Source organism: Streptomyces sp. NPDC094143, from assembly GCF_040303825.1.
In the GTDB taxonomy this organism is placed as follows: Bacteria; Actinomycetota; Actinomycetes; order Streptomycetales; family Streptomycetaceae; genus Streptomyces.
This window is the reverse complement of the sequence record NZ_JBEOTZ010000006.1, coordinates 217,729-240,676: the sequence shown is the minus strand read 5'-3', so window position 1 is coordinate 240,676 and position 22,948 is coordinate 217,729. Positions and strand designations below refer to the sequence as shown.

Here is a 22,948-nt window from a genome sequence, read left to right as displayed (position 1 = left end):
CTGTCAGCTGTCATGTCATCGTGGAGGGCATGACGATGCGAACGCGCTCCCTCGGAACCACCGGCCCCCAGGTCTCCGCCCTCGGTCTCGGCTGCATGGGCATGTCCGCCCTGTACGGCGAGGCGGACCGGGCGGAGTCCGTCGCGACGATCCACGCGGCGCTCGAAGCGGGCGTCACCCTGCTCGACACCGGCGACTTCTACGGCATGGGCCACAACGAGCTGCTGATCGGCGAGGCCCTGCGCACGGCCCCCGCCGCCCGGCGTGAACAGGCCCTGGTCAGCGTCAAGTTCGGCGCCCTGCGCGGCCCGGACGGCAGCTGGGCGGGCTACGACGGGCGGCCCGCCGCGGTGAAGAACTTCGCCGCGTACTCCCTGCAGCGGCTCGGTGTCGATCACATCGACGTCTACCGCATCGCCCGGCTCGACCCGGACGTGCCGGTCGAGGAGACGGTCGGCGCGATCGCGGAACTGGTCGAGGCCGGTTACGTACGGCACATCGGACTCAGCGAGGTCGGCGCCGCCACCGTCCGCCGGGCCGCCGCCACCGCGCCGGTCTCCGACCTCCAGATCGAGTACTCCCTGATCTCCCGCGGCATCGAGGCCGAGATCCTGCCCACCACCCGTGAGCTGGGCATCGGCGTCACCGCCTACGGGGTGCTCTCGCGCGGTCTGATCTCCGGCCACTTCACGGCCGACCGGCAGCTCGGCCCGGGCGACTTCCGGGCCCTGTCGCCGCGCTTCCAGGGCGACAACCTCACACACAACCTGGGTCTCGTCGAGGCGCTGCGGAAGATCGCCGAGCAGAAGGGCGTCACCGTCGCGCAGATCGCCATCGCCTGGGTGCTCAGCCGCGGCGAGGACATCGTGCCGCTGGTCGGCGCCCGCCGCCGCGACCGTCTCACCGAGGCGCTCGGCGCCCTGGACGTGACGCTGGACGAGACCGACCTCGCCGCGATCGAGGAGGCCGTGCCGGCCGGGGCCGCCGCGGGCGACCGCTACCCGGCGGCGCAGATGGCGCACCTCGAAGCGTGAACCGGGCTCCGGGTACGGTCAGGGCATGGCACCGACCAGCGAGACACTGACCGCCGAGCGCATCCTCGAAGCCACCGAGGAGGTGCTGCGCCGCCACGGCCCGGCCAAGGCCACCGTGGTGGACGTGGCCCGCGCGCTCGGCGTCAGCCACGGCAGCGTCTACCGGCACTTCCGGACGAAGGCGGCGCTGCGCGAGGCGGTCACCAAGCGCTGGCTGGACCGCACCTCCGGCGAGCTGTCCGGGATCGCCGCCGGCGACGGCCCCCCGGAGGCCCGGCTGCGCGACTGGCTCGCCGCGCTGTTCGCCGCCAAGCGCCGCAAGGCGGGCGCGGATCCGGAGCTGTTCGCCACCTACACGGTGCTCACGGGCGAGAACGGCACGGTGGTGAGCGAGCACATCGACGACCTGACCGCCCAGTTGACCCGCATCGTCCGGGCCGGCGTGGAGACCGGCGACTTCGCCGCCGCCGACCCGGAGGCCACGGCCCGCGCGGTCTTCCAGGCCACGGGCCGCTTCCACGACCCCTGTTACGCCCGTGAGTGGGAGGAAACGGGGGCGGAGGCGGACTTCACGGCGGTCGTCGACGTGCTGGTGCGGGGGCTCAGGGCTTGACGGCAGCCGCCCGCGCGGGCCGGTCCCCTCGCGGCGCCGTCGGGTCCACCGTCGCCTGATGGGCCTGGGCCAAGTGCTCCTCCGCCTTCAGCCAGGGCAGGAACTGGGCGCGTCTGCGCCAGCCGCAGGTGTCGCACCTGATCGTGCGCTGCACGCCCGTGCGCCGCACCCGCACCACGTGTTCGCGGCCGTGCTGGTCCCAGCGGCGGACCTTGCTCGTGTCGTTGTGCGCCATGACGCCTCCCGCGTTCGAGAACCCGGCCGGTCCGGTCCGCTCACCACCAGCAGTGTGCGGCAGGACCGACATCAACGGGGTTACCCCGGGATCCCGTTGTCAGGCCGTGGGCGACGCGGCCATCCGAGCCCCCCGGCCCGTCGACCGCCGGATCGGCGGTGCCGTCGAGCACATGGGCGCCCGGCGGGCCGTAGAGCACATGGGGGCGCGGCGCCCCGTACCTCCCCCCGAGCGGCTCGGCCGGCGCCGGCGGGCTGCGGCCGTCGTCCTCCGGACCGACGCGGTCCGGCAGTTGCCCGGCGGTCGCCTGCATGGGGTCCGCGGCGGCCTGTGCGGCGCACCCCGGTGGCAGCGCGGCTGACCCGCGGTCAGGCCCGCTCCGCGGTCACCGCCACGTCCCGCACCTCCGGCGACGACAGCCTCTCGGCCGTGCGCTCGGCGGTCCCCCGGGCCCAGCGTCCACTGGTCACGGCCCCGAGCACCAGCACCGCGAACCCGCACGCGGCCAGGATCCACCAGCCCGGCCGCGCGGCGGACACGAACGCCTCCCGGTACGAGGACGCGCCCACGCCCGACGCGAGCACCGCCCCCACCACCGCGACCCCCAGCGTCTGCCCGAGCTGCCGGCTCGTCGAGGCGACCGCCGCCGCCACGCCCGCCTGGGCGCGCGGCATGCCGGAGACCGCCGTGTTGGTGATGGGCGCGTTGACGAAGCCGAAGCCGACGCCGAACAGGACGTAGCCGAGGAAGAGCGTGACGTTCGACGTCTCGGCCTCGAACGCGGCGAAGAGGACACCGCTCGCCGTCATCGCCAGGCCCGCGATCACCAGGGACAGCCGGGGTCCGCGCGTGCCGACCAGGCGGCCGGACAGCGGCGCGCACAGGAACGTGGGCACGGCCATGGGCAGCATCCACAGACCCGCCTCCAGGGCGTCCAGACCCCGCACGTTCTGCAGGTACAGCGTCGACAGGAACAGGAAGCCGCCGAGCGCCGCGAACGCGCTGACGGCGACGACCGTCGCCCCGCTGAACGGAGCCGAGCGGAAGAAGCGCAGGTCGATCAGGGGCTCCGCGCGGCGCGGTTCGTACAGCAGCAGGGCGGCGAGGGCCGCGGCGGCCAGCACCACGAGCGGGGCCAGGGACGTGAAGGGCGTGCTCGGCGCCTCGATGATCGCGTACGTCAGCGAACCGAACAGCGCGATCACCAGCACCTGCCCGACCGGGTCCGGGCGGCGGGCCCGGGGCGCGCGGGACTCGGGGACGAAGCGCAGGGTGAGCAGCAGGGCGGCCAGCCCGACCGGCAGGTTGATCCAGAAGATCGAGCGCCAGCCGACCGACTCCACCAGCAGGCCCCCGACCAGCGGGCCGGCGGCCATGGAGATGCCGACGACCGCGCCCCACGCGCCGATCGCCCGGGCCCGTTCGCGCGGATTCGTGAAGGTGTTGGTGATGATCGACATGGCGACCGGGTTCAGCATCGAGCCGCCCACCGCCTGGACCATCCGGAAGGCGACCAGCGCCTGGAGGTTCGGCGCGAGGGAGCACAGGACCGAGCCGAGGGTGAAGACGACCAGACCCGCCATGAAGACCCGCCTGCGGCCGATCCGGTCGGCGGTGGAGCCCGCGAGCATCAGCAGCGACGCCAGGACCAGCGTGTAGGCGTCGATCGTCCACTGCAGGCCCGAGGTACTGGCGTGCAGGTCCCGCTGCATGGACGGCAGGGCGACGTTCAGGACCGTGTTGTCCAGGCTCACGATCAGCAGGCTCATGCAGCAGATCGCGAGCACCAGCATGCGGCGGCGGGGGCTGGGCTCGGGCATGCGTTTCATCGTACGCCGACTTCGATAGTGTGGCTAACTAATGAATTTTGCCATTTCATTGCACGGCACAATGGAGGCATGTCCACGCCCCTGCAGATCGGCCCGCACACCGTCCAGCCGCCCGTCGTCCTGGCTCCCATGGCCGGGATCACCAACGCGCCCTTCCGCACCCTGTGCAGGGAGTTCAGTGGCGGCAAGGGACTGTTCGTCAGCGAGATGATCACCACCAGGGCGCTGGTCGAACGCAACGAGAAGACCATGCAGCTCATCCACTTCGACGCGAGTGAGCGGCCCCGGTCGATCCAGCTCTACGGTGTGGACCCGGTCACCGTCGGCAAGGCCGTCCGCATGATCGCCGAGGAGGACCTCGCCGACCACATCGACCTGAACTTCGGCTGCCCGGTGCCGAAGGTCACCAGGAAGGGCGGCGGCTCCGCGCTGCCGTACAAGCGGAACCTGCTGCGGGCGATCCTGCGCGAGGCCGTCAGCGGCGCCGGTGAGCTGCCCGTGACCATGAAGATGCGCAAGGGCATCGACGACGACCACATCACCTACCTCGACGCCGGCCGCATCGCCGTCGAGGAGGGCGTCACCGCCATCGCGCTGCACGGCCGCACCGCCGCCCAGCACTACGGCGGCACCGCCGACTGGGACGCCATCGCCCGGCTCAAGGAGCACGTCCCGGAGATCCCGGTCCTCGGCAACGGCGACATCTGGTCGGCCGAGGACGCCCTGCGGATGGTGCGCGAGACCGGCTGCGACGGCGTCGTCGTGGGCCGTGGCTGCCTCGGGCGGCCGTGGCTGTTCGCGGACCTGGTCGCCGCCTTCGAGGGCCGCACCGAGGACATCGCCCGCCCCACCCTGCGCGAGGTCGCCGACGTGATGGTCCGGCACGCCACGCTGCTCGGGGAGTGGATCGGCGACGAGTCCCGGGGCGTGATCGACTTCCGCAAGCACGTCGCCTGGTACCTCAAGGGCTTCGCGGTCGGCTCCGAGATGCGCAAGCGTCTCGCGATCACCTCGTCGTTGGAGGAGCTGCGCTCCGGCCTGGACGAGCTGGACCTCGACCAGCCCTGGCCGGCCGGCGCCGACGGGCCCCGCGGCCGCACCTCCGGCAACAACCGGGTGGTGCTCCCGGACGGCTGGCTGAAGGACCCCTACGACTGCGCCGGCGTGGGCGAGGACGCCGAACTCGACACCTCCGGCGGCTGATCAGCCCTTGGAGGGGTGCGGTGTCGAGCCGTACGCCTTCAGGAAGCGGTCGCGGAAGGAGTCCATCCGCCACACCGGCGCGCCGGAGGCGGGCCTGAGGCCCTCCGTCCAGTTCCAGTCGGCGACCTTGTCCAGGACCTTCCGGTCCCTGGCGACGATCGACACCGGTACGTCGCGGGAGGCGCGGGCGCCGCTGACCCGGGCGATGGGCTGGTGGTCGCCGAGGAAGACCAGCACGGTGTCGTCGGTGCCGTAGCGCCGCAGCCACTGGGTCAGGCTGGTGACCGAGTACTGGATCGACTTCCCGTACTCCTCGCGGGACTTGGTGGTGTCGGTGAGGACGTCCGAGGCCCTGTTCCCGGCCTTCTGGATCGCGTCGAAGACCGAGCCGTCGCCGAGTTCGTCCCAGCCGACCATCCTCGGCAGGGGTGCCCAGGGCTGGTGACTGGAGGTCAGGATGACGAACGACATCAGCGGCTTGTCGCGCTTCCTGCCGTGCACCAGGCGCTGGAACGCCTCCAGCGCGTACTGGTCGGGCATGGTCGACCAGCTGAACTTCGGCCCCCGGTAGCCCAGGTCCCGGGAGTCGTAGAGCTTGTCGAGGCCGTACCACTCCTCCTCCGGCCAGCCCTTCTGGACGCCCGGCATGACGCCGACCGTGTCCCAGGCGCCCGTCTTCTGGAACGCCTTGGTGAGGGTCAGGTGATCGCCCGCGGTGACCGTGCGGTAGCGCCGCTGGTTGTCGATCCACAGGCCGGACATGGTCGTGGAGTGGCCGAGCCAGCTGCTGCCGCCGAAGGTCGCCGAGGTCAGCCAGCCGCTGCGGGCGTGGAATCCGGCCTTCGCCAGGGCCTCGGTGCCGGTGTCGAGGGTCCGGCCGACGCCGGGGGCCATGACCGGGTCCGCAAGCGCGCTGCGGCCGTAGCTCTCGATGAACGTGAAGATCACGTCCTTGCCGCGCAGGTCGGGCAGGAGCTGACCGGGCGGGGTGGCGCCGAAGCTGTCCGCCTTCGCCTGCCGCACGAAGGCCGCCTCGTCCCGCAGCGAGTCCACGGTGCGCTGGGCGTGCACGCGCAGGGCGCCGGCCGCCCGTTCGGAGGCGACCGGCCCGCCGAACAGCGTGAGCCCGAGGGCGGAGCAGGTGACCCAGACGGTGCCGGCGGCCAGGGCGCCCCGGGTCGCCCGGACCCGGTGGCGCGCCAGCGTCTCCGCGAGCCGGACCGCCGCCGCGACCAGGACGGCGGCGAGCAGCAGGATCAGCACGACCGCGCCGACGGCGGCCGCGGTCGCGACGGTTCCGCCCAGCGTGTCCGCCACGTACGCCTGGGCGTCGGGCAGCAGGTCCCAGTCGAGCGCGGCGTTGAAGCCCCGGCCCAGGTACTCGTTGAAGCCCATGTCGAGCAGGTTCACGGCCGTCAGCGCGGTGAGGCCGAGCCCGTAGAGCACCGCCGCGGCCAGCCGGGGCCGGCGCGGCAGCGCCAGCACGACGACGGCGCCGATCACCGCCTCCGCGGGGATGCGCGTGAAGCTGACCGGTGCCAGCGCGGGGAGCGAGTTGGGCAGCAGCAGGGCACCGACGACCAGGACGGCCGCCAGGGCGGTGGTGGTCAGGCGCAGGGCGCGGGCGGCCCGGGGGTGACGGGTGCGCCAGGCGCGCAGGTGCGCGAGCCGCAACCCGGGGGCGGCTCGGCCCGCCTCCGCCGTGAGGACGTCCTCCTCGAGGGGCTCCGCCGGCGGCGACTGGCGCAGGCGTGTGAAGACAGGCACCCGGAGGTCCTTCCCGTACGAAGCCGGTGAGACGGCGGACCCGCGTGGGGGGACGGGTCCGCCTCCGTTCCGTACGGGACGGCCACCGGTTGCGTTCAGCCCGCCGGGCCGGCGCTCGGCGAACTCCCGGCAAACGAACGGCCAACCGGCCTCTCAGGCGCCGCCGACCGCCGTGAGCAGCGCCAACGGGGCCGACGCCGACCGGGATTCGCGCACACAGGCGTGCGGGTACGGCACCGGCTCCGGATGGGTGTCACGGCCGTACCCGGCGAGCACCTCCGGCAGCCGGTGCCCGGTCACGGCCGCCGCGTCGACCAGGCCGTGGGCGACCGCGCGGGCCTCGTCGTGCAGTCCGTAGCGGGCCAGGCCCAGGGCGATCAGCGCGTTGTCGTGCGGCCAGACCGAACCGCGGTGGTAGGACAGCGGGTGGTACGCCGGCTGCCCGGCGGCCAGGGTGCGCACGCCCCAGCCGGAGAAGAAGTCCGGCTGCAGCAGGCGCCGCCCGACCTGTTCGCCGTACTCCTTGTCCAGCAGGCCCGACCACAGCAGGTGCCCGGCGTCGGAGGCGAGCGCGTCCACCCGGGCGCCCCGGCCGTCGAGCGCGAGCGCCGGGAAGGAGTGCTCCGGCATCCAGAAGTCCCGCTGGAACCGGTCGCGCAGATCACCGGCCGCCTGCTGCAGCAGGTCCGCGTAGGTCCCGTCCTGCCAGACCGTGCGCGCGAGCCACGCCGTGCGGCGCAGCGCGTCGTAGGCGTAGCCCTGGGCGCCCGCCGCCGTGACCGGGCCGTGTGGGCGGGTGCCGTCGGCGGAGCAGATGGCGCCGGGGGAGTCCTTCCAGTTCTGGTTGGCGAGGCCGCCCCGGTCGGCGCGGTAGACCAGGTAGCCGCGCGAGGTGAGGCCGCCGTGGTCGAGCATCCAGCCGACGGCCGCACGGGCGTGGGGCTCCAGGCGGCGGGCCAGGGCCGTCTCGCCGGTGTGCTCGGTGTACGCGCCGAGCAGGACGAGGAAGAGCGGGGTGGCGTCGACCGATCCGTAGTAGCGGCGGTAGGGGACCTGGCCGAAGTGGGCCAGCTCGCCGTGGCGCACCTCGTGCACGATCTTCCCCGGCTGGGCGACCTCGTCGGCACCGGCCCGGGTGGCCTGGGCCGCGGCGAGCGCGGGCAGGGTGGCGGCGGCCAGGCCCGGCCGGTAGGGCAGCGCGAACAGGGAGGTCAGCAGGGCGTCCCGGCCCAGCAGGGTGAGGAACCAGGGGGCACCGGCGGCCGGGACGCGCAGTTCCTCGCCGTCCGGGCCGGTCGCCGGGACCTGGAGCGCGGCCAGGTCCGCCAGGCCCCGCGCGCAGGCCGCGGCCAGCTCCGGCCAGCCGCTCGGGAACGCCACTCCCTCCATGAACGCGCCCTCCCGGGCGATGAGGTGCCGCTGGACGGCGGCGGGGGAGCGGGGCACGCGCAGGGCGCGCCGGTCACCGTGCGGACGGGCGATGACCCGCAGCACCAGCTCGGCGGTGCCGTGCGGGGCGAGGTCCACGCTCCACACCAGGCGGCGGGCGCCGGTGCCGGTCTCCTCCACGGTGTCCGGCCGGGGCTCGGCCGTCACGCTGGTCACCGAGCGCCACTCGCCGCGCCGGTAGACGAACTCCACGCCGTGGCCGAGGACCTGGCGGGAGCGGACGGCACCGGCCTTGGTGTAGGTGCGGTGGTCGGAGCGCAGCTCGAACTGGTCGGTGAAGTCGGCGTCGGCCGTGACGGCCAGGCGGACCGTCGTCGGCACCGGGCGGTTGCTGGTGACGCGCAGCGACTCCACGAACGAGGCGTCCGCGACGGCCTGTTCGCGGAAGAGCGTGTACGCGGGCGGCTCGTCACGGCCGCCGCGCGGGACGAGGACACAGCGCGCGGTGTCCCCGTCGGCCACCGGCGTCAGCGTCTCCGGCACGGCACCGTCGACGGTGAGCTGCCACCGGCTCAGGTGCCGCGCGTCCCGTACGAACAGGCCGTCCGGTGCGCTGCCGCCCCGGTAGCCGCTGATGTCGCCGCGATCGCCCACGGCGGCGAACGTCTGGCCGTGCACGAGCAGATGATGCCGGTCCGTCATCCCCGGTCCCCTCCCTTGATCGCCGTGAGGCCGTTCCGGTCCCCTGTGGGACGGTCGTGCAGCAGGTCGAGCGTGAGCGCGGCGGTCCAGCCGAAGCCGGTGGCGCCGCAGGACTGTCCCGTGTACGGGTCGACGTACTCCGCGAAGCCGGAGGCCCCGGCGGTGTGCAGGATGCCCCTGCGCAGGGCGTCGGCCCGGCCGTGCTCGCCGTGCAGCCGCAGCCCGCGCTCCAGCAGCCAGTTGGTGTTGAACCAGGCCGGGCCGCGCCAGTAGCGGTGCGCGTCGAAGGCCTCGTCGAGCAGGTCGTGGCTCGGGACCAGGCGGGTGGTGGAGCCGAGGCCGAAGTGCGGGCCGCAGACCGTGCGCACCAGGGCGGCCGCGAGGTCGCGCGGCAGGTCCGGCAGCAGCAGCGGGATCAGCCCGGAGACCCCGCGTGCGGGGATCAGCTCCCCGGCGCGCACGTCCCGGCACAGGAACATCCCGGCGGCCGGCTCCCACAGCCGCTCCACCAGCGCCGCCGTCAGCCGCGCGGCACGGGCGGCCGGCTCCCGGCCGGATGCGCCCAGCTCGTCGGCGATCCGGGCCAGGGCGTACTCGGAGGCGATGAGCAGCGCGTTGAAGGCGGGGTCCTCCACGGCGAACTCGCCCCGGCCGTCGGCGTATCCGCCGTCCCGGTAGTCCGCCGCCAGCCGCACGTAGCGCCCGTAGTCCAGGTCCGTCGGCCGGTCCTCGGGCGCGCCGTGGGCCAGGTCGGCGCGGCGGAAGGAGCCGGCCGGGGCCGGAGTGACCCGGGACAGCGGGCGGTCCCAGCAGGGGCTGTTGTCCATACCCTGTTCCCAGGGGTGCACGACGGACACCAGGCCGCCGCCGCCCAGGTCGCGCCGGTGCAGCAGGTACCGGTGCCAGGCGGCGAGCCGGGGACGGGCCCGGCGCAGGAAGCCGCGCGCTCTCGACAGGCCCGGGTCGGCGAGGTGCACCAGCCACACGGCCAGCGCGTGGACCGGTGGCTGCACGATGCCGGAGGTCTGTACGGTGCGCGGGGCCCCGGCGGAGCGCCCCGCGGCCGACGAGCGCCAGAAGTCGGGGCTCGGGAAGTACGCGTCGAGCGGGACGGAGGGGTTGAAGACGATGTGCGGGATCCGCCCGTCGCCCCACTGCGCCGCGAGCAGCGTCTCCAGCTCCGTCTGGGCGCGTAACGGCGACAGGTGCCGCAGGCCGATCGCGATGAACGCCGAGTCCCACGACCACTGGTGCGGATACAGGCCCCGGGAGGGCACGGTGGACCGGCCCGTCCAGTTGCCCTCCAGCACCCGCGCGGCCCCGGCCGGTAAGGAGGGCGGCGCGGCGGCCGGGCCGTACGCGATCTCGCGCCCGGTGGCACGCGTGGCGAGCCGGGCGATGCGCTCCACTCGGGGCTCTCCCAAAGACGTACTCCTGACCAGGATCGACAGGGCTACCGTAGAGTTACGTCTATTTAACACGCAAAACCCAATATGTATTGCAGAGTTGGGAAACACAAGGGGGTGCGCATGACGGGACGTGTTCAGGCCAGCGCCGGCGATCTGCTCGAACTGGTGCGCAGCCGCCGCGCCACGACCCGCGGTGCGCTGCAGCAGGCGACCGGACTGTCCCGGGCGACCGTCGGGCAGCGCCTGGACCGGCTCTTCCGCGCGGGCTGGCTGCGCGAGGGGGCCGGCGGGCCGGTGGACTCCCCGCTGGGCGGACGGCCCTCCATCACGCTGGAGTTCGACGACGAGCACGCGGTGGTGCTGGCCGCCGACCTGGACACGCGGCACGCCCGGGCGGCCGTGCTGTCGCTGAGCGGCGAGATCCTCGCCGAGCACTCCGGCACCCTCGTCGTCGAGGACGGGCCGGACGCGGTGCTCGGCGAACTGGGGCGCTGGTTCGCCGAGTTGCTGGAGAAGGCCGGCCACGGGGCGCAGGCCGTGTGCGGGATCGGCCTCGCGGTGCCCGGGCCGGTCGACAGCGAGACCGGCCGCGTCGTGCAGCCGCCGATCATGCCCGGCTGGGACGGCTACGACATAAGGGGCCGGACGGCCCGCGCCCTCACCGAGCACACGGGCGCGGGCCCGGTGCCGGTCCTGGTGGACAACGACGCCAACCTCATGGCGTACGGCGAGCAGCGCGCCGGCTATCCCGACTGCTCCGCCCTGGTGCTGGTCAAGGTCTCCACCGGCATCGGCGCCGGGGTCGTGGTCGACGGCTCGGTGTTCCGGGGCGTCGACGGCGGAGCCGGGGACATCGGGCACATCAGGGTGCCCGAGGGCGCCCAGGCGCTGTGCCGCTGCGGCTCCTACGGCTGTCTGGCCGCCGTCGCGAGCGGCGGCGCGGTCGCGCGGCGGCTCTCGGAGGCCGGGGTGCCGGCCGCCTCCGGTTCGGACGTGCGCGACCTGCTGGCAGCGGGGCACCCGGAGGCGGTCGGACTCGCCAGGGAGGCCGGACGGCGCGTCGGGGACGTCCTCGCGACCGTCGTGACCCTGCTCAATCCGGGCGTGCTGATGATCGCCGGAGATCTGGCCGGAACCCCTTTCCTCACGGGCGTGCGCGAGCTGCTCTACCAGCGGGCGCTGCCCCGCTCCACCGCCCGCCTCGACGTCGTCACCGCGCGGCTGGGCGAGCGGGCCGGGCTGGTGGGGGCCGGTGCGATGGTCGTGGAGCACCTCTACGCGCCCGAGCGGGTCGAGGAGCGGCTGCGCGCGCTCGGGGTGTGACGAGCGGGTTTCGGTCCGAGGACGCGTCCGCATGGTGAAATCCGGTCGGCTGTGGCAGCGTGATTCTCGCCACCCTTGATATGGGTCGCGCTCAGATGAGCGGATCTTGAGCGGCTGCACTTCTCCAAAGGGTGGCACTGAGTGCCACCCTTTGATCGTTCATCGAGCGAAATCAAATGTGCGGAAACTCCGCTCACATGAGCGCTTGATGGAATGCGAGGAGGTTCTTGCGTTCAAGAAGTGAAAACATGCGGCTGTGATCGCTTGCCGAGCCTTGACTTTCGATCCGCTGGCGGACGAGTGGTTACGGGCGCATGACGCGCGAGTGGACCTCCCCAGACGCCTTTGATCTGGGTATGTTCCTCGCCGTCAGGGCAGCCACCGCGTCCTCGAGGAGTCGAGACCCGTGTCGGAAAACAAAGATCCCCACGTAGCTGAGCACGGTAAGAGTGTTGAGGGCGTGAAGTTCGTCTACGACTTCACCGAGGGCAACAAGGACCTCAAGGACCTCCTCGGCGGCAAGGGCGCGAACCTCGCCGAGATGACGAACCTGGGCCTTCCGGTCCCGCCCGGCTTCACCATCACCACCGAGGCATGCAAGGTCTACCTGGACAGCGGCGAGGAGCCGGCGGCACTGCGTGACGAGGTGAGTGCGCACCTCGACGCGCTTGAGGCCCGCATGGGCAAGAAGCTCGGGCAGCCGGACGACCCGCTGCTGGTCTCGGTGCGGTCGGGCGCCAAGTTCTCCATGCCCGGCATGATGGACACCGTCCTCAACATCGGGCTCTCCGACAAGTCCGTGCAGGGCCTGGCCGAGCAGGCCGGCGACGAGCGCTTCGCGTGGGACTCCTACCGCCGCCTCATCCAGATGTTCGGCAAGACCGTCCTGGGCGTCGACGGTGAGCTGTTCGAGGACGCGCTGGAGGCGGCGAAGGCGGCCAAGAAGGTCACGGACGACACCGAGCTGGAGGCCGCCGACCTCAAGAAGCTCGTCACCAAGTTCAAGAAGATCGTCAAGACCGAGGCCGGCCGGGACTTCCCGCAGGACCCGCGCGAGCAGATGGACCTCGCCATCAAGGCCGTCTTCGACTCCTGGAACGGCGAGAGGGCCAAGCTCTACCGCCGCCAGGAGCGCATCCCGCACGACCTGGGCACGGCCGTCAACGTCTGCTCCATGGTCTTCGGCAACCTCGGCCCCGACTCCGGCACCGGCGTCGCCTTCACCCGCGACCCCGCCTCCGGCCACCAGGGCGTCTACGGCGACTACCTGCAGAACGCCCAGGGCGAGGACGTCGTGGCGGGCATCCGCAACACCGTGCCGCTCGCCGAGCTGGAGCGCATCGACAAGAAGTCGTACGACCAGCTCATGCAGATCATGCAGACCCTGGAGAACCACTACAAGGATCTCTGCGACATCGAGTTCACCATCGAGCGCGGTGTGCTGTGGATGCTGCAGACCCGCGTCGGCAAGCGCACCGCGGGCGCGGCCTTCCGTATCGCGACCCAGCTGGTGGACCAGGGCCTGATCGACGAGGCCGAGGCGCTCACCCGCGTCAACGGCGCCCAGCTCGCGCAGCTGATGTTCCCGCGCTTCGACGAGAGCGCCAAGGTCGCGCAGGTCGGCCGGGGCATCGCCGCCTCGCCCGGCGCCGCCGTCGGCAAGGCCGTCTTCGACTCCTACACGGCCGTCAAGTGGTCCCGCTCGGGCGAGAAGGTCATCCTGATCCGCCGCGAGACCAACCCCGACGACCTGGACGGCATGATCGCCGCCGAGGGCATCCTGACCTCGCGCGGCGGCAAGACCTCCCACGCGGCCGTCGTCGCCCGCGGCATGGGCAAGACCTGTGTCTGCGGCGCCGAGGAGCTGGAGGTCGACACCAAGCGCCGCCGGATGACCGTCCCCGGCGGGCACGTCGTCGAGGAGGGCGACGTCGTCTCCATCGACGGCTCCACCGGCAAGGTCTACCTCGGCGAGGTACCGGTCGTGCCCTCCCCGGTCGTGGAGTACTTCGAGGGCCGGATGCACCCGGGCGCCGACGACGCCGACGAGCTGGTCGAGGCCGTGCACCGCATGATGGCCTTCGCCGACCGCAAGCGCCGCCTGCGCGTGCGCGCCAACGCCGACAACGCCGAGGACGCGCTGCGCGCCCGCCGCTTCGGCGCCCAGGGCATCGGCCTGTGCCGTACCGAGCACATGTTCCTCGGGGACCGGCGCGAGCTGGTGGAGCGGCTGATCCTGGCCGACACGGACGCCGAGCGCGAGGAGTCCCTCAAGCAGCTGCTGCCGCTGCAGAAGCAGGACTTCGTGCAGCTCTTCGAGTCGATGGACGGCCTGCCGGTCACCGTCCGCCTCCTGGACCCGCCGCTGCACGAGTTCCTGCCGGACATCACCGAGCTGTCCGTCCGCGTGGCCCTGGCCGAGTCCCGCCAGGAGCCGCACGAGAACGAGCTGCGCCTGCTCCAGGCCGTGCACCGGCTGCACGAGCAGAACCCGATGCTCGGCCTGCGCGGTGTCCGCCTCGGCCTGGTCATCCCCGGCCTGTTCACCATGCAGGTCCGCGCGATCGCCGAGGCCGCGGCCGAGCGCAAGGCCGCCAAGGGCGACCCGCGCGCCGAGATCATGATCCCGCTCGTCGGCACGGTCCAGGAGCTGGAGATCGTCCGCGAGGAGGCCGACAAGGTCATCGCCGAGGTCGAGGCGGCCTCGGGCGCCGAGCTGAAGCTGTCCATCGGCACGATGATCGAACTGCCGCGCGCCGCGCTGACCGCCGGTCAGATCGCCGAGGCGGCCGAGTTCTTCTCCTTCGGCACGAACGACCTCACCCAGACGGTGTGGGGCTTCTCCCGCGACGACGTCGAGGCGAGCTTCTTCACCGCCTACCTGGAGAAGGGCATCTTCGGTGTCTCCCCGTTCGAGACGATCGACAAGGACGGCGTCGGCTCCCTGGTGAAGCTGGCCGCCAAGGCCGGCCGCGAGACCCGGCCCGACCTCAAGCTCGGCGTCTGCGGAGAGCACGGCGGCGACCCGGAGTCGGTCCACTTCTTCCACGAGGTCGGGCTCGACTACGTCTCCTGCTCCCCGTTCCGCATCCCGGTCGCCCGCCTGGAAGCGGGCCGGGCGGCCGTCCAGTCCCAGGGCAGCGACCACCGCTAGCCCGGGGCACCGACCCGGAGCCGCCGACGGTCCCCGACCCTCACCGATCGCGGCGGCTCCGGTCCACGAAGGGAGCGGGTCCCACCTGGTGCGGAGGTGGGGCCCGCTCTCGCGTTCCGTTCGGGTGGGCGTGGGTTCCCCACCGCACGCCGGGCGATCCGGTCGTCACGGCATTGGAACGCGCCGCGCATCCGCTGCGCACCGCCGAGCCTGGCGGGGACGCACGTGACCTGGGCCCGGTCGGCGGGGGCGTCCGGGACGCCGTCGTGGTGGGGACGGGGGAGGCGACGCACGGCTCGCACGACTTCCGCGTGTGCCCGCCGACGACGGCGGGTCGAGGGTGAGGGACAGCGCGAGGGCCGCCAGGGCGGCCGCGAGGCGGCGCACGGGAGTCACCGCGGCGTGCCTTCCCGCAGCTGCACGACGGTGCCGGTCAGGGCCGCGGTGTGCAGGGCGGTGAGGGAGGGCAGCGGGGGCAGCAGGGCGGTGCAGCCGAGCTCGTCGAGGGCGAACAGGCCGTGGTCGTCGTGCTCGCCGCTGCGCCGGACGGCGGGGGCGGCGGGGAGGCGGCCGCCGTAGTAGTAGAAGTCGATCACCGGCCCGGTGCCCTTCACGTCGGCCCGGTGGTCGTAGCCGATGAGCCGGGGGGTGCCGTCCAGCACGATCCCGGTCTCCTCGTGCACCTCCCGGCAGGCGGCGCCGAGCGGGTCCTCGCCGTGGTCGAGCATGCCGCCCGGCAGTCCCCAGAGTCCGGCACCGGGCTGGCCGGCGGCGTAGCGCAGCAGCAGGATCCGGTCCTCCGGGTCGAGCAGCAGGACGCAGGACGCGACGACGGTCTGCGGCAGCGTCTTGATCCACTCGGCGCGCGGCAGCACACGCGGTACGTCGGTGGCGGGCGCGGTCGTGTCCACGGTGATGTCCCTTCCGTCGGCAGGACAGCCCGGACGAGCTGCCCAAACGGAGGAACGGCCGAACCCGCCGATGGTCACCGGCGCGTCCGGCTCAGGTGTCGCAGGCGACCCCGTCGCCGTCCCGGTCCAGGTGGGAGGCGTAGCCCGGCTCGCCCCTGCGGATGGGAGCGGCGCCGGCGGCCCGGACCTCGCCGCAGTTGGCGTAGTACACGTCCGCGCCGCCGCCCGCGTCGGCGTCGCTCCCGCCGTCGTCGGAGCCGCCGGCCGCCGGGCGGGCGGTGACGGTGGTGGTGGCCCGGACGGTCTTCGTCGCGGTGACGGTGGGGGCGGCCTCCGGCTTCCCGGCGGGCGGGGTCACGGTGGCCGTGGCCGTAGCGGTGACCGTGACGGCCGGCCGCGGCGGCGCCGACGCGGGTTTCGCGGCCGTGCCGCTCTCCCCGTCGCCGGCGCCGATCCCGACGCCCGCGAACAGGGCCAGGGCGAGGGCGGGCAGCACATAGCGCCGGCGGGCCCAGCGGGGCGCCGGCCGGCCCGGCCGCGGAGCGGGGTGCGGACCGCCCTGCGGCGGGCCGGTGTACGGATGGGTCATGGTCGTCCCCCCAGTGGTGGTACGTGAGGGGACGACCGTAGGGCCGGGTGGCCCGGGATGAGGGAGAGGTGACCATTCTGTGATGGCCATGTGAAGCCGGGTGGGGTGGGGTTACGCGCGGAACGGGCCCCGAACCTCGTACGTGATGCCGCCCGAGGAACTGCCGCTGGTGCCCCGCTGGCTGGAGAAGTACAGGCGGGTGCCGTCCGGGGAGAAGGCCGGGCCCGTGATCTCCGAGCCGGACTGGCCGTCGACGCGCAGGAAGGGGGCGACCACGTCGGTGGGGGTGATGACGCAGATCTCCATGGTGCCGCCGTCCTCGGCGACGAAGAGGTCGCCGGAGGCCGAGCCGGTGACGTTGTCCACGCCGGTGAGCGGGGCCGTGCCGGACGTGACCAGGGAGTCGTCATAGGCGAGTTCGATGGTCTGCGCGGCGGCGTTGTACTGCCAGACGCGGTTGTCGCCCTTGGTGGTGAACCAGCAGGTGTCGTCGGCGTAGTAGCAGCCCTCACCGCCGTTGAAGCGCTTGGCGCCGGAGACCTGGTTGCGGGTGGCGGTGGCGCCGGTCGGGTCGGGCACGCGCGCCCAGGTGACCGGGCCGCTCGTGCCGCTGCCCGCCACCATCACCTCCAGGGTGCCGGAGGAGAGGTCGCCCCAGGTCGTGGGCCGGAAGCGGTAGAAGCAGCCGTCGGTGACGTCCTCGGTCAGGTAGACGACCCGGCGCACCGGGTCGGCGGCCGCCGCCTCGTGCTTGAAGCGGCCCATCGCGTCACGGCGCACGGCCGCCTTCACGCCCCAGGGGTCCGTCTCGTAGACGTAGCCGCGGTCGACCTCCTCGCAGGACAGCCAGGTGTTCCACGGGGTCTTGCCGCCCGCGCAGTTGGTGCGGGTGTTCGACAGGATGCGGTACGCGCCGGTGATCGCGCCGGTCGACGAGAACTTCACCGCGCTCGCGCCGCCCGAGGGGTTGATCTCGGAGTTGGAGACATAGATCCAGCCGGTGCCGTCGGCGTAACAGGCGCCGCCGTCCGGGGCGTCGTGCCAGATGTACGACGTGCTGCCGACCCGCTGGCCGGAGCGGGCGATCACCCGGCTCGTGAAGCCGCCGGGGAGTCTGATGCCGTTGGCGTCCGGGGCGCCCAGCGCCCCGTAGGGGCCTGCGCCGGGCTGGGCCGGGGCCGCGTACGCGGCGCCGCGCCACAGGGTTCCGCCCAGCGCGGCGGACGTACCGCCGAGGACGGCCGCACGCAGGAGGCTACGACGTTCCACTCTCACTCCAGAGGTGCCGTACCGCCCTGCCGCCGGTCGACGGCAGGGTCGTGCGTGGGGGGAGGCGGAACGGGACGCTAGAGGAGCCAAGTTGACGGAGCATGGACAACCAGTGGCCGGGGGGCGGCATGCTGTGAGCCGCCCGTGGCCGCGTGAGGTGCCGGTGCCTCCGGGGGAGGGAGAACCGCGGTGGCCTACCGGGGCACGGCCACCGCGTTGAACGTAGTCTCGGGTGCCTGCGGGCTGGTGAAGCGGGCGTTGACGAGGTAGAGGCGGTCACCCCAGCGGGCGGCCGTCGTCGGCACGTCGAAACGCGGGTCGGTGATCGTCCGGGTGAGCGTGGCGGTGGTGGCGTGCCGGTCGAGGCTCCAGACGGTGACCTTGTTCAGGCGGTTCTGCACGACGTACAGCGTGCGGCCGACGCGGACCAGGCCGTCGCCGTTGGTCACGTCGGCCGCCCCCTCCAGCGCGATCACGGTGGCGTGGCCGGTCCGGAGGGACACGCGGTACAGACGGCCCGCGTTGACGACGATCAGCGCGCTCCCGTCGGGGGCGGCGACCAGCCCGTTGGCGCTGTTGGTCCCGGCGGGCGCCTGCACCCACTCGCCGCCGATCGGCAGGGCGCGGACCCGGCCCGCGCGCCCGCGCGGGACGCCGTGCAGGACCGCGGCGCGGGAGTCGGTGAACCAGGCGCGGTCCTCGTGCAGCACCACGTCGTTGACGAAGGGCGCGGCGTCGTCGGTGAGCCGGTGGGTGGCGAGCAGCTCGCCGGTGCGCGCGTCGACGATCCGCGCGGTGCCGCCGCCACCCCCGGCCACGTACAGCAGCCCGTCGCGGTCCAGCTTCAGCCCGATGGACGCGAGCCCGGTGCCGCCCGCGTGCAGCACCTCGCCCCGGCCGGTGCGCAGGTCGGCGCGGTACACGGCGCCGTTCGCGCGGGAGCCCAGATACGCGTAGGGCCTGCCGCCGATCGTGATGCCCTCGGGCAGCCAGCCGTCGGGCAGCGGGAACTCGGTGGGCCAGCCGCTCCCGTGAGCGGCCTGCGCGGTGCCGGCGGCCGTGGCGAGCGCGGCGACGGCGCCGCCGAGCACGGTACGCCGGGACGGCCGGGGGTGGTTCCGGGTCATGGTCGTGCCTCCGTGGAAGGTGGGGGTGTGACGCGACGCATCCGATGAAACGCGACGCACCCCCGGAGGCGGACCGGGTCGGCGGAACTCGACAGCAACTCGACAGCGTGCGCGACGAGTCGGCCCCGGCCGCTACGCGGTCCGCACCTCGTACGCCGTCACCCGTACCGTCTCGTCGTCCAGGCACTGGCCGGAGGCCAGGTCGAAGCGCTGCTTCAGCAGGGGGGAGGCGACGAAGGGGCGGCCCCGGTGGGTGCCCGTCAGGCCGCGGGAGAGGACGGCCGCGCCGGTGAAGGGGTCGCGGTTGTCGACGGCGAACAGCTCGCCGGTGCGGTCGCGGAAGATCGCGGCCTGCCGGCCGTCGGGCAGCAGGGCCGCCACCCCGCGGCCGGGGAGCAGCGCGCTCAGGTCGCAGACCGTGAACCAGTCGCCGTCCAGGGAGAGCTGGACCTTCAGGTCGGTGGTCTCGGGTGCCAGGGTCATCGCTGGGCGCTTCCTTCCAGAACGTCGGCGGGTCGCATGCCGATGGACAGCAGCGGCAGGTCGGGCTTCATCTGGTCGCGCTCGGGCACGAACGCGACGACCGGGTCGGGGGTGTCCGGCGCGTTCACGAACGACACGAACCGGGCGAGCTTCTCGGGGTCGTTGATCGTCTCGGACCACTCGTCGCGGTAGTGCGCGACATGCGCCCGCATCAGCTGCTCCAGCTCGTCGCAGATGCCGAGCGAGTCGTGCACGACGACGTCCCGCACGTGGTCCAGGCCGCCCGGGATCCGCTCCAGCCAGGTCGAGGTGCGCTCCAGGCGGTCGGCCGTACGGATGTAGAACATCAGGAACCGGTCGATCAGGCGGACCAGTTCGGCGTCCGACAGGTCCTGCGCGAGCAGGTCGGCGTGGCGCGGGGTCGCGCCGCCGTTGCCGCCGACGTACAGGTTCCAGCCGTTGGCCGTGGCGATCACGCCGAAGTCCTTCGACTGGGCCTCGGCGCACTCGCGCTGGCAGCCGGAGACGGCCGACTTCAGCTTGTGCGGGGAGCGCAGGCCCCGGTAGCGCAGCTCCAGGTCGATCGCCATCTTCACCGAGTCCTGGACACCGTAGCGGCACCAGGTGGAGCCGACGCAGGACTTCACCGTGCGCAGCGACTTGCCGTAGGCGTGGCCGGACTCGAAGCCGGCGTCCACCAGACGGGCCCAGATCAGCGGCAGCTGCTCGACGCGCGCGCCGAACATGTCGATCCGCTGACCGCCGGTGATCTTCGTGTAGAGGCCGAAGTCGCGGGCGATCTCACCGATCACGATCAGCTTCTCCGGGGCGATCTCGCCGCCGGGGATCCGGGGCACGACCGAGTACGAGCCGTTCTTCTGCAGGTTGGCCAGGAAGTGGTCGTTGGTGTCCTGCAGCGCGGCCTGCTCGCCGTCCAGGACGTAGCCGCTCGCGCCGATCGTCGGGGCGAGGGAGGCGATGATCGAGCCGACGGTCGGCTTGCAGACCTCGCAGCCGTCGCCGCCCCGGGCCTCCTCACGGCCGTGCCGGTCCAGCAGGTCCTGGTAGGAGGCGATGCGCAGCGCCAGGACGATCTCGTACAGCTCCTCGCGGGTCTGGGAGAAGCAGCCGCACAGGCCCTTGTCGACCTCGACGCCGGACGCCTCCAGCTCGGCGGTGACCAGCTGGCCGAGGACCTTGACGCAACTGCCGCAAGTGGTGCCGGCCTTGGTGCACTTCTTCACCTCGGGCACGGTGGTGCACCTGTGCTCGGTGACCGCGCCGCGGATCGTGCCCTTGGTGACGTTGTTGCAGGAGCAGATGATCGCGTCGTCCGGCAGCGCGGTGGGGCCGAGCTGGGCCGGGGCGCCGGCGCCGGCGGGCAGCACCAGCGACTCGGGGGAGACGGGCGGGACGGAGCCGGTGAACGCCTTCAGCGTGCCGTAGGCCTCCGCGTCACCGACCAGGATGCCGCCGAGCAGCGTGCCGTCGCGGCCGATGACCAGCTTCTTGTACAGGCCGGCGCGGGAGTCGGAGTAGACGACGTCCAGGCAGTCCTCGGCGGTGCCGTGCGCGTCACCGAAGGACGCCACGTCCACGCCGAGCAGCTTCAGCTTGGTGGACAGGTCCGCGCCGGTGAACTCCGCCTCGTCCCGGGCGATCGTCGCGGCGGCGGTCTCCGCCTGCTCGTAGCCGGGCGCGACCAGGCCGTACACCCGGCCGTCCGCCGCCAGCGCGCACTCGCCGATCGCGAACACGTGCGGGTCGCAGACCGTGCGGCACTGCGCGTCGACCGCGATGCCGCCGCGCTCGCCGACGGTCAGACCGCAGTCGCGGGCCAGCTGGTCGCGGGGGCGGACACCGGCGGAGAACACCACCATGTCGGTGGCGAGTTCGGAGCCGTCGGACAGCTTCATGCCGGTGACGGCGCCGTCCTCGCCGACCACGATCTCCTGCGTGCCGACGCCGGTGTGGACGCTCAGGCCCATCTCCTCGATGGTGCGCAGCAGCGCCGCGCCACCGCCCTCGTCCACCTGGACGGGCATCAGCCGGGGTGCGAACTCCACGATGTGCGCGTCGAGTCCGAGTCCCTTCAGCGCCCCCGCGGCCTCCAGGCCGAGCAGACCGCCGCCGACCACGGCACCGGTGGTGGCCCGGCTCGCGGCGTACTCCTCGATCGCGAGCAGGTCCTCGATCGTGCGGTAGACGAAGCAGCCCTCGGCGTCCTTGTTCGGCACCGGCGGCACGAACGGGTAGGAGCCGGTGGCCAGGACCAGCACGTCGTAGTCGACGACCAGCCCGTTGCGGGAGGTGACCCGCCGGGCCTCCCGGTCGATCGTCTCGGCCGGGTCGCCGATGTGCAGCTCGATGGCGTGGTCCTCGATGAACCTCAGGTCCGTCATGGACAGGTCCTCCGGGGTCCGGCCCGAGAAGTACGAGGTGAGCTGGACCCGGTCGTAGGCCGGACGCGGCTCCTCACAGAGCACGACCACGCGGTGCGTGGCGGTCAGGCCGCGCTCGGCGAGCGCTTCGAGGAAGCGCTGGCCGACCATGCCGTGGCCGACGAGCACGATCGTGGGGGTAGCCCCGGGGGTGGCCGTCATCAGGAGCCTCCATCGTTGGTGAGCAGGTGGAGCAGCGGGCCGCCGTCGGAGGGGAGCGGCTCTGCTCCCTCCCAGGCGCGGGCGAGCGCGCCGACGGTGCCGAGTTCGCCGACGAGGACCCCGCCGACCAGGCGGTCGTCGCGGACGACGACCTTGCGGTAGGTGCCGCGGGTGGCGTCGGCGAGCTGCACGACGTCGTCGCCCGGGAGCGCCTCGGTCTCGCCGAACGCGGCGAGGTCGAAGGGACTGTCGTGCCCGTTCAGCGTGAGCCGGGTCAGGGAGCGGGTGCCGGTGTAGCGGGCGCTCGCGTCGCCGGCGAGCAGTTCCGCGAGGGCGTCGGCCTGTTCCAGCGCGGGGGTGGCGAGCCCGTACAGGACGCCCTCGTGCTGGGCGCAGTCGCCGATCGCGTGGATGTACGGGTCGGAGGTGCGCAGTTCGTCGTCGACGACCACGCCCTTGCGGACCTCCAGGCCGGCGGCCTGCGCGAGACCGGCCCGGGGGTGGACCCCGCAGGCGACGACCACCAGGTCGGCGTCGAGGGCGTACCCGTCGGCCAGCTCCACGGAGCGGACCGCGCCGCCGACGCAGCGCACGTCCCGCACCCGGCACTCGGTGTGCACCTCCACGCCGAGGTCGGTCAGGTGCCGCTTCACCAGCCGCGAGGCGGCCGGGTCGAGCTGGCGCTCCATCAGCCGCTCGGACTGCTGGGCGAGCACCACCTGGGCGCCGCGCAGGGCGAGCGCCCGGGCCGCGGAGACCCCGAGCAGCCCCCCGCCGATGACGACCGCCTTCACACCCGGCCGGACCGCCTTGGACAGGCCCAGGCAGTCGTCCATGGTGCGGAACGCGTGGACGCCCTCGGGCAGCTCGCGGTCCTCGGTGAACAGCCCGCGCAGCGGCGGCAGCACCGGGTTGGAGCCGGTCGCCAGGACCAGCCGGTCGTATGCGATCACCGAACCGTCCGCGCAGGCGACGCTGCGCCGCTCGCGGTCGATGCCGGTGACCCGTGCGCGCACCACCTGCGCGGGCGCCGGCAGGGCGATCACCTCGGGGCTGTACCGTCCGGCCAGCACCTCGGCGAGCAGCACCCGGTTGTACGGCCGGTGCTCCTCCTCGCCGATCAGGGTCGCGGGCGTGCCGAGCTCACCGAGCCGCCGGGCGAGCCGTACGCCCGCGAGGCCGGTGCCGATCACCACCACACGCTCATTCGAGGTCATGTCATCGAGCGTGCGATGCCGGTGTTACCCGGCAGCATCACCTCTGTTTCCCACGGGGAACGCTGCCCTCAGCGGGTGCGGGGGGTGGGTG

General features: G+C 73.1%; 17 protein-coding genes. 5 read left to right on the top strand and 12 right to left on the bottom strand.

Annotated features, from left to right (window positions below; genetic code table 11):
• Positions 1–29 precede the first annotated feature (29 nt).
• Positions 30–1,034, top strand: coding sequence for an aldo/keto reductase (locus tag ABTZ58_RS10950; protein ID WP_351353464.1), 1,005 nt, complete (start codon positions 30–32; stop codon positions 1,032–1,034).
• 25 nt (positions 1,035–1,059) lie between these two features.
• Complete coding sequence (locus ABTZ58_RS10945) at positions 1,060–1,647, top strand: TetR/AcrR family transcriptional regulator (protein WP_351353461.1); 588 nt, start codon at positions 1,060–1,062, stop codon at positions 1,645–1,647.
• Here the strand turns inward: ABTZ58_RS10945 and ABTZ58_RS10940 are convergent.
• Positions 1,637–1,882 (bottom strand): hypothetical protein, encoded by a 246-nt coding sequence (locus tag ABTZ58_RS10940; RefSeq protein ID WP_351353459.1) that lies wholly within the window; start codon positions 1,880–1,882, stop codon positions 1,637–1,639. The two genes, ABTZ58_RS10945 and ABTZ58_RS10940, sit on opposite strands and share 11 nt — an antisense overlap.
• Before the next feature lie 368 nt (positions 1,883–2,250).
• A complete protein-coding gene (locus ABTZ58_RS10935) occupies positions 2,251–3,702 on the bottom strand; it encodes an MFS transporter (protein ID WP_351353456.1) in 1,452 nt (483 codons plus the stop codon).
• A 78-nt stretch (positions 3,703–3,780) separates the two neighbouring features.
• On the opposite strand from ABTZ58_RS10935, the gene dusB reads away from it, so the two are divergent.
• Positions 3,781–4,914 carry a tRNA dihydrouridine synthase DusB gene (dusB, locus tag ABTZ58_RS10930; protein ID WP_351353453.1) on the top strand — a complete coding sequence of 378 codons (1,134 nt, stop codon included), beginning with the start codon at positions 3,781–3,783 and terminating at the stop codon, positions 4,912–4,914.
• On the opposite strand, the gene ABTZ58_RS10925 is transcribed toward dusB, so the two are convergent.
• From ABTZ58_RS10925 to ABTZ58_RS40155, 3 genes are all read right to left on the bottom strand, one after another.
• Entirely contained in the window at positions 4,915–6,681 is a 1,767-nt protein-coding gene (locus tag ABTZ58_RS10925) for a sulfatase-like hydrolase/transferase (protein ID WP_351353451.1), read from the bottom strand.
• Between the two features lie 153 nt (positions 6,682–6,834).
• Positions 6,835–8,772, bottom strand: coding sequence for an amylo-alpha-1,6-glucosidase (locus ABTZ58_RS40160; RefSeq protein WP_502996044.1), 1,938 nt, complete (start codon positions 8,770–8,772; stop codon positions 6,835–6,837).
• Positions 8,769–10,181, bottom strand: coding sequence for an MGH1-like glycoside hydrolase domain-containing protein (locus tag ABTZ58_RS40155; protein ID WP_502996049.1), 1,413 nt, complete (start codon positions 10,179–10,181; stop codon positions 8,769–8,771). Before ABTZ58_RS40155 ends, ABTZ58_RS40160 begins: the two co-directional genes overlap by 4 nt.
• A 120-nt stretch (positions 10,182–10,301) precedes the next feature.
• On the opposite strand from ABTZ58_RS40155, the gene ABTZ58_RS10915 reads away from it, so the two are divergent.
• On the top strand, positions 10,302–11,504 hold the full coding sequence (locus ABTZ58_RS10915; protein WP_351353448.1) for an ROK family protein: 1,203 nt from the start codon (positions 10,302–10,304) through the stop codon (positions 11,502–11,504).
• Between the two features lie 406 nt (positions 11,505–11,910).
• Positions 11,911–14,658 (top strand): pyruvate, phosphate dikinase, encoded by a 2,748-nt coding sequence (gene ppdK / locus ABTZ58_RS10910; protein ID WP_502996043.1) that lies wholly within the window; start codon positions 11,911–11,913, stop codon positions 14,656–14,658.
• Between the two features lie 392 nt (positions 14,659–15,050).
• On the opposite strand, the gene ABTZ58_RS10905 is transcribed toward ppdK, so the two are convergent.
• From ABTZ58_RS10905 to ABTZ58_RS10875, 7 genes are all read right to left on the bottom strand, one after another.
• The gene (locus ABTZ58_RS10905) at positions 15,051–15,569 is read right to left on the bottom strand and encodes an NUDIX hydrolase (RefSeq protein WP_351353442.1); all 519 of its coding nucleotides are present in this window, start codon (positions 15,567–15,569) and stop codon (positions 15,051–15,053) included.
• 91 nt (positions 15,570–15,660) lie between these two features.
• Positions 15,661–16,158, bottom strand: coding sequence for an excalibur calcium-binding domain-containing protein (locus tag ABTZ58_RS10900; protein ID WP_351353439.1), 498 nt, complete (start codon positions 16,156–16,158; stop codon positions 15,661–15,663).
• A gap of 111 nt (positions 16,159–16,269) precedes the next feature.
• Positions 16,270–17,427 (bottom strand): alkaline phosphatase PhoX, encoded by a 1,158-nt coding sequence (locus ABTZ58_RS10895; protein WP_351353436.1) that lies wholly within the window; start codon positions 17,425–17,427, stop codon positions 16,270–16,272.
• A gap of 194 nt (positions 17,428–17,621) precedes the next feature.
• Positions 17,622–18,554, bottom strand: coding sequence for an SMP-30/gluconolactonase/LRE family protein (locus tag ABTZ58_RS10890; RefSeq protein WP_351353433.1), 933 nt, complete (start codon positions 18,552–18,554; stop codon positions 17,622–17,624).
• Between the two features lie 132 nt (positions 18,555–18,686).
• Positions 18,687–19,037 carry a nitrite reductase small subunit NirD gene (nirD, locus tag ABTZ58_RS10885; RefSeq protein ID WP_351353430.1) on the bottom strand — a complete coding sequence of 117 codons (351 nt, stop codon included), beginning with the start codon at positions 19,035–19,037 and terminating at the stop codon, positions 18,687–18,689.
• Positions 19,034–21,640, bottom strand: a complete 2,607-nt coding sequence (gene nirB, locus ABTZ58_RS10880; protein ID WP_351353427.1) for a nitrite reductase large subunit NirB — start codon at positions 21,638–21,640, stop codon at positions 19,034–19,036. The genes nirD and nirB overlap by 4 nt, the downstream gene beginning before the upstream one ends.
• Positions 21,640–22,857, bottom strand: a complete 1,218-nt coding sequence (locus ABTZ58_RS10875; RefSeq protein ID WP_351353424.1) for an NAD(P)/FAD-dependent oxidoreductase — start codon at positions 22,855–22,857, stop codon at positions 21,640–21,642. Before ABTZ58_RS10875 ends, nirB begins: the two co-directional genes overlap by 1 nt.
• Positions 22,858–22,948: the final 91 nt, after the last annotated feature.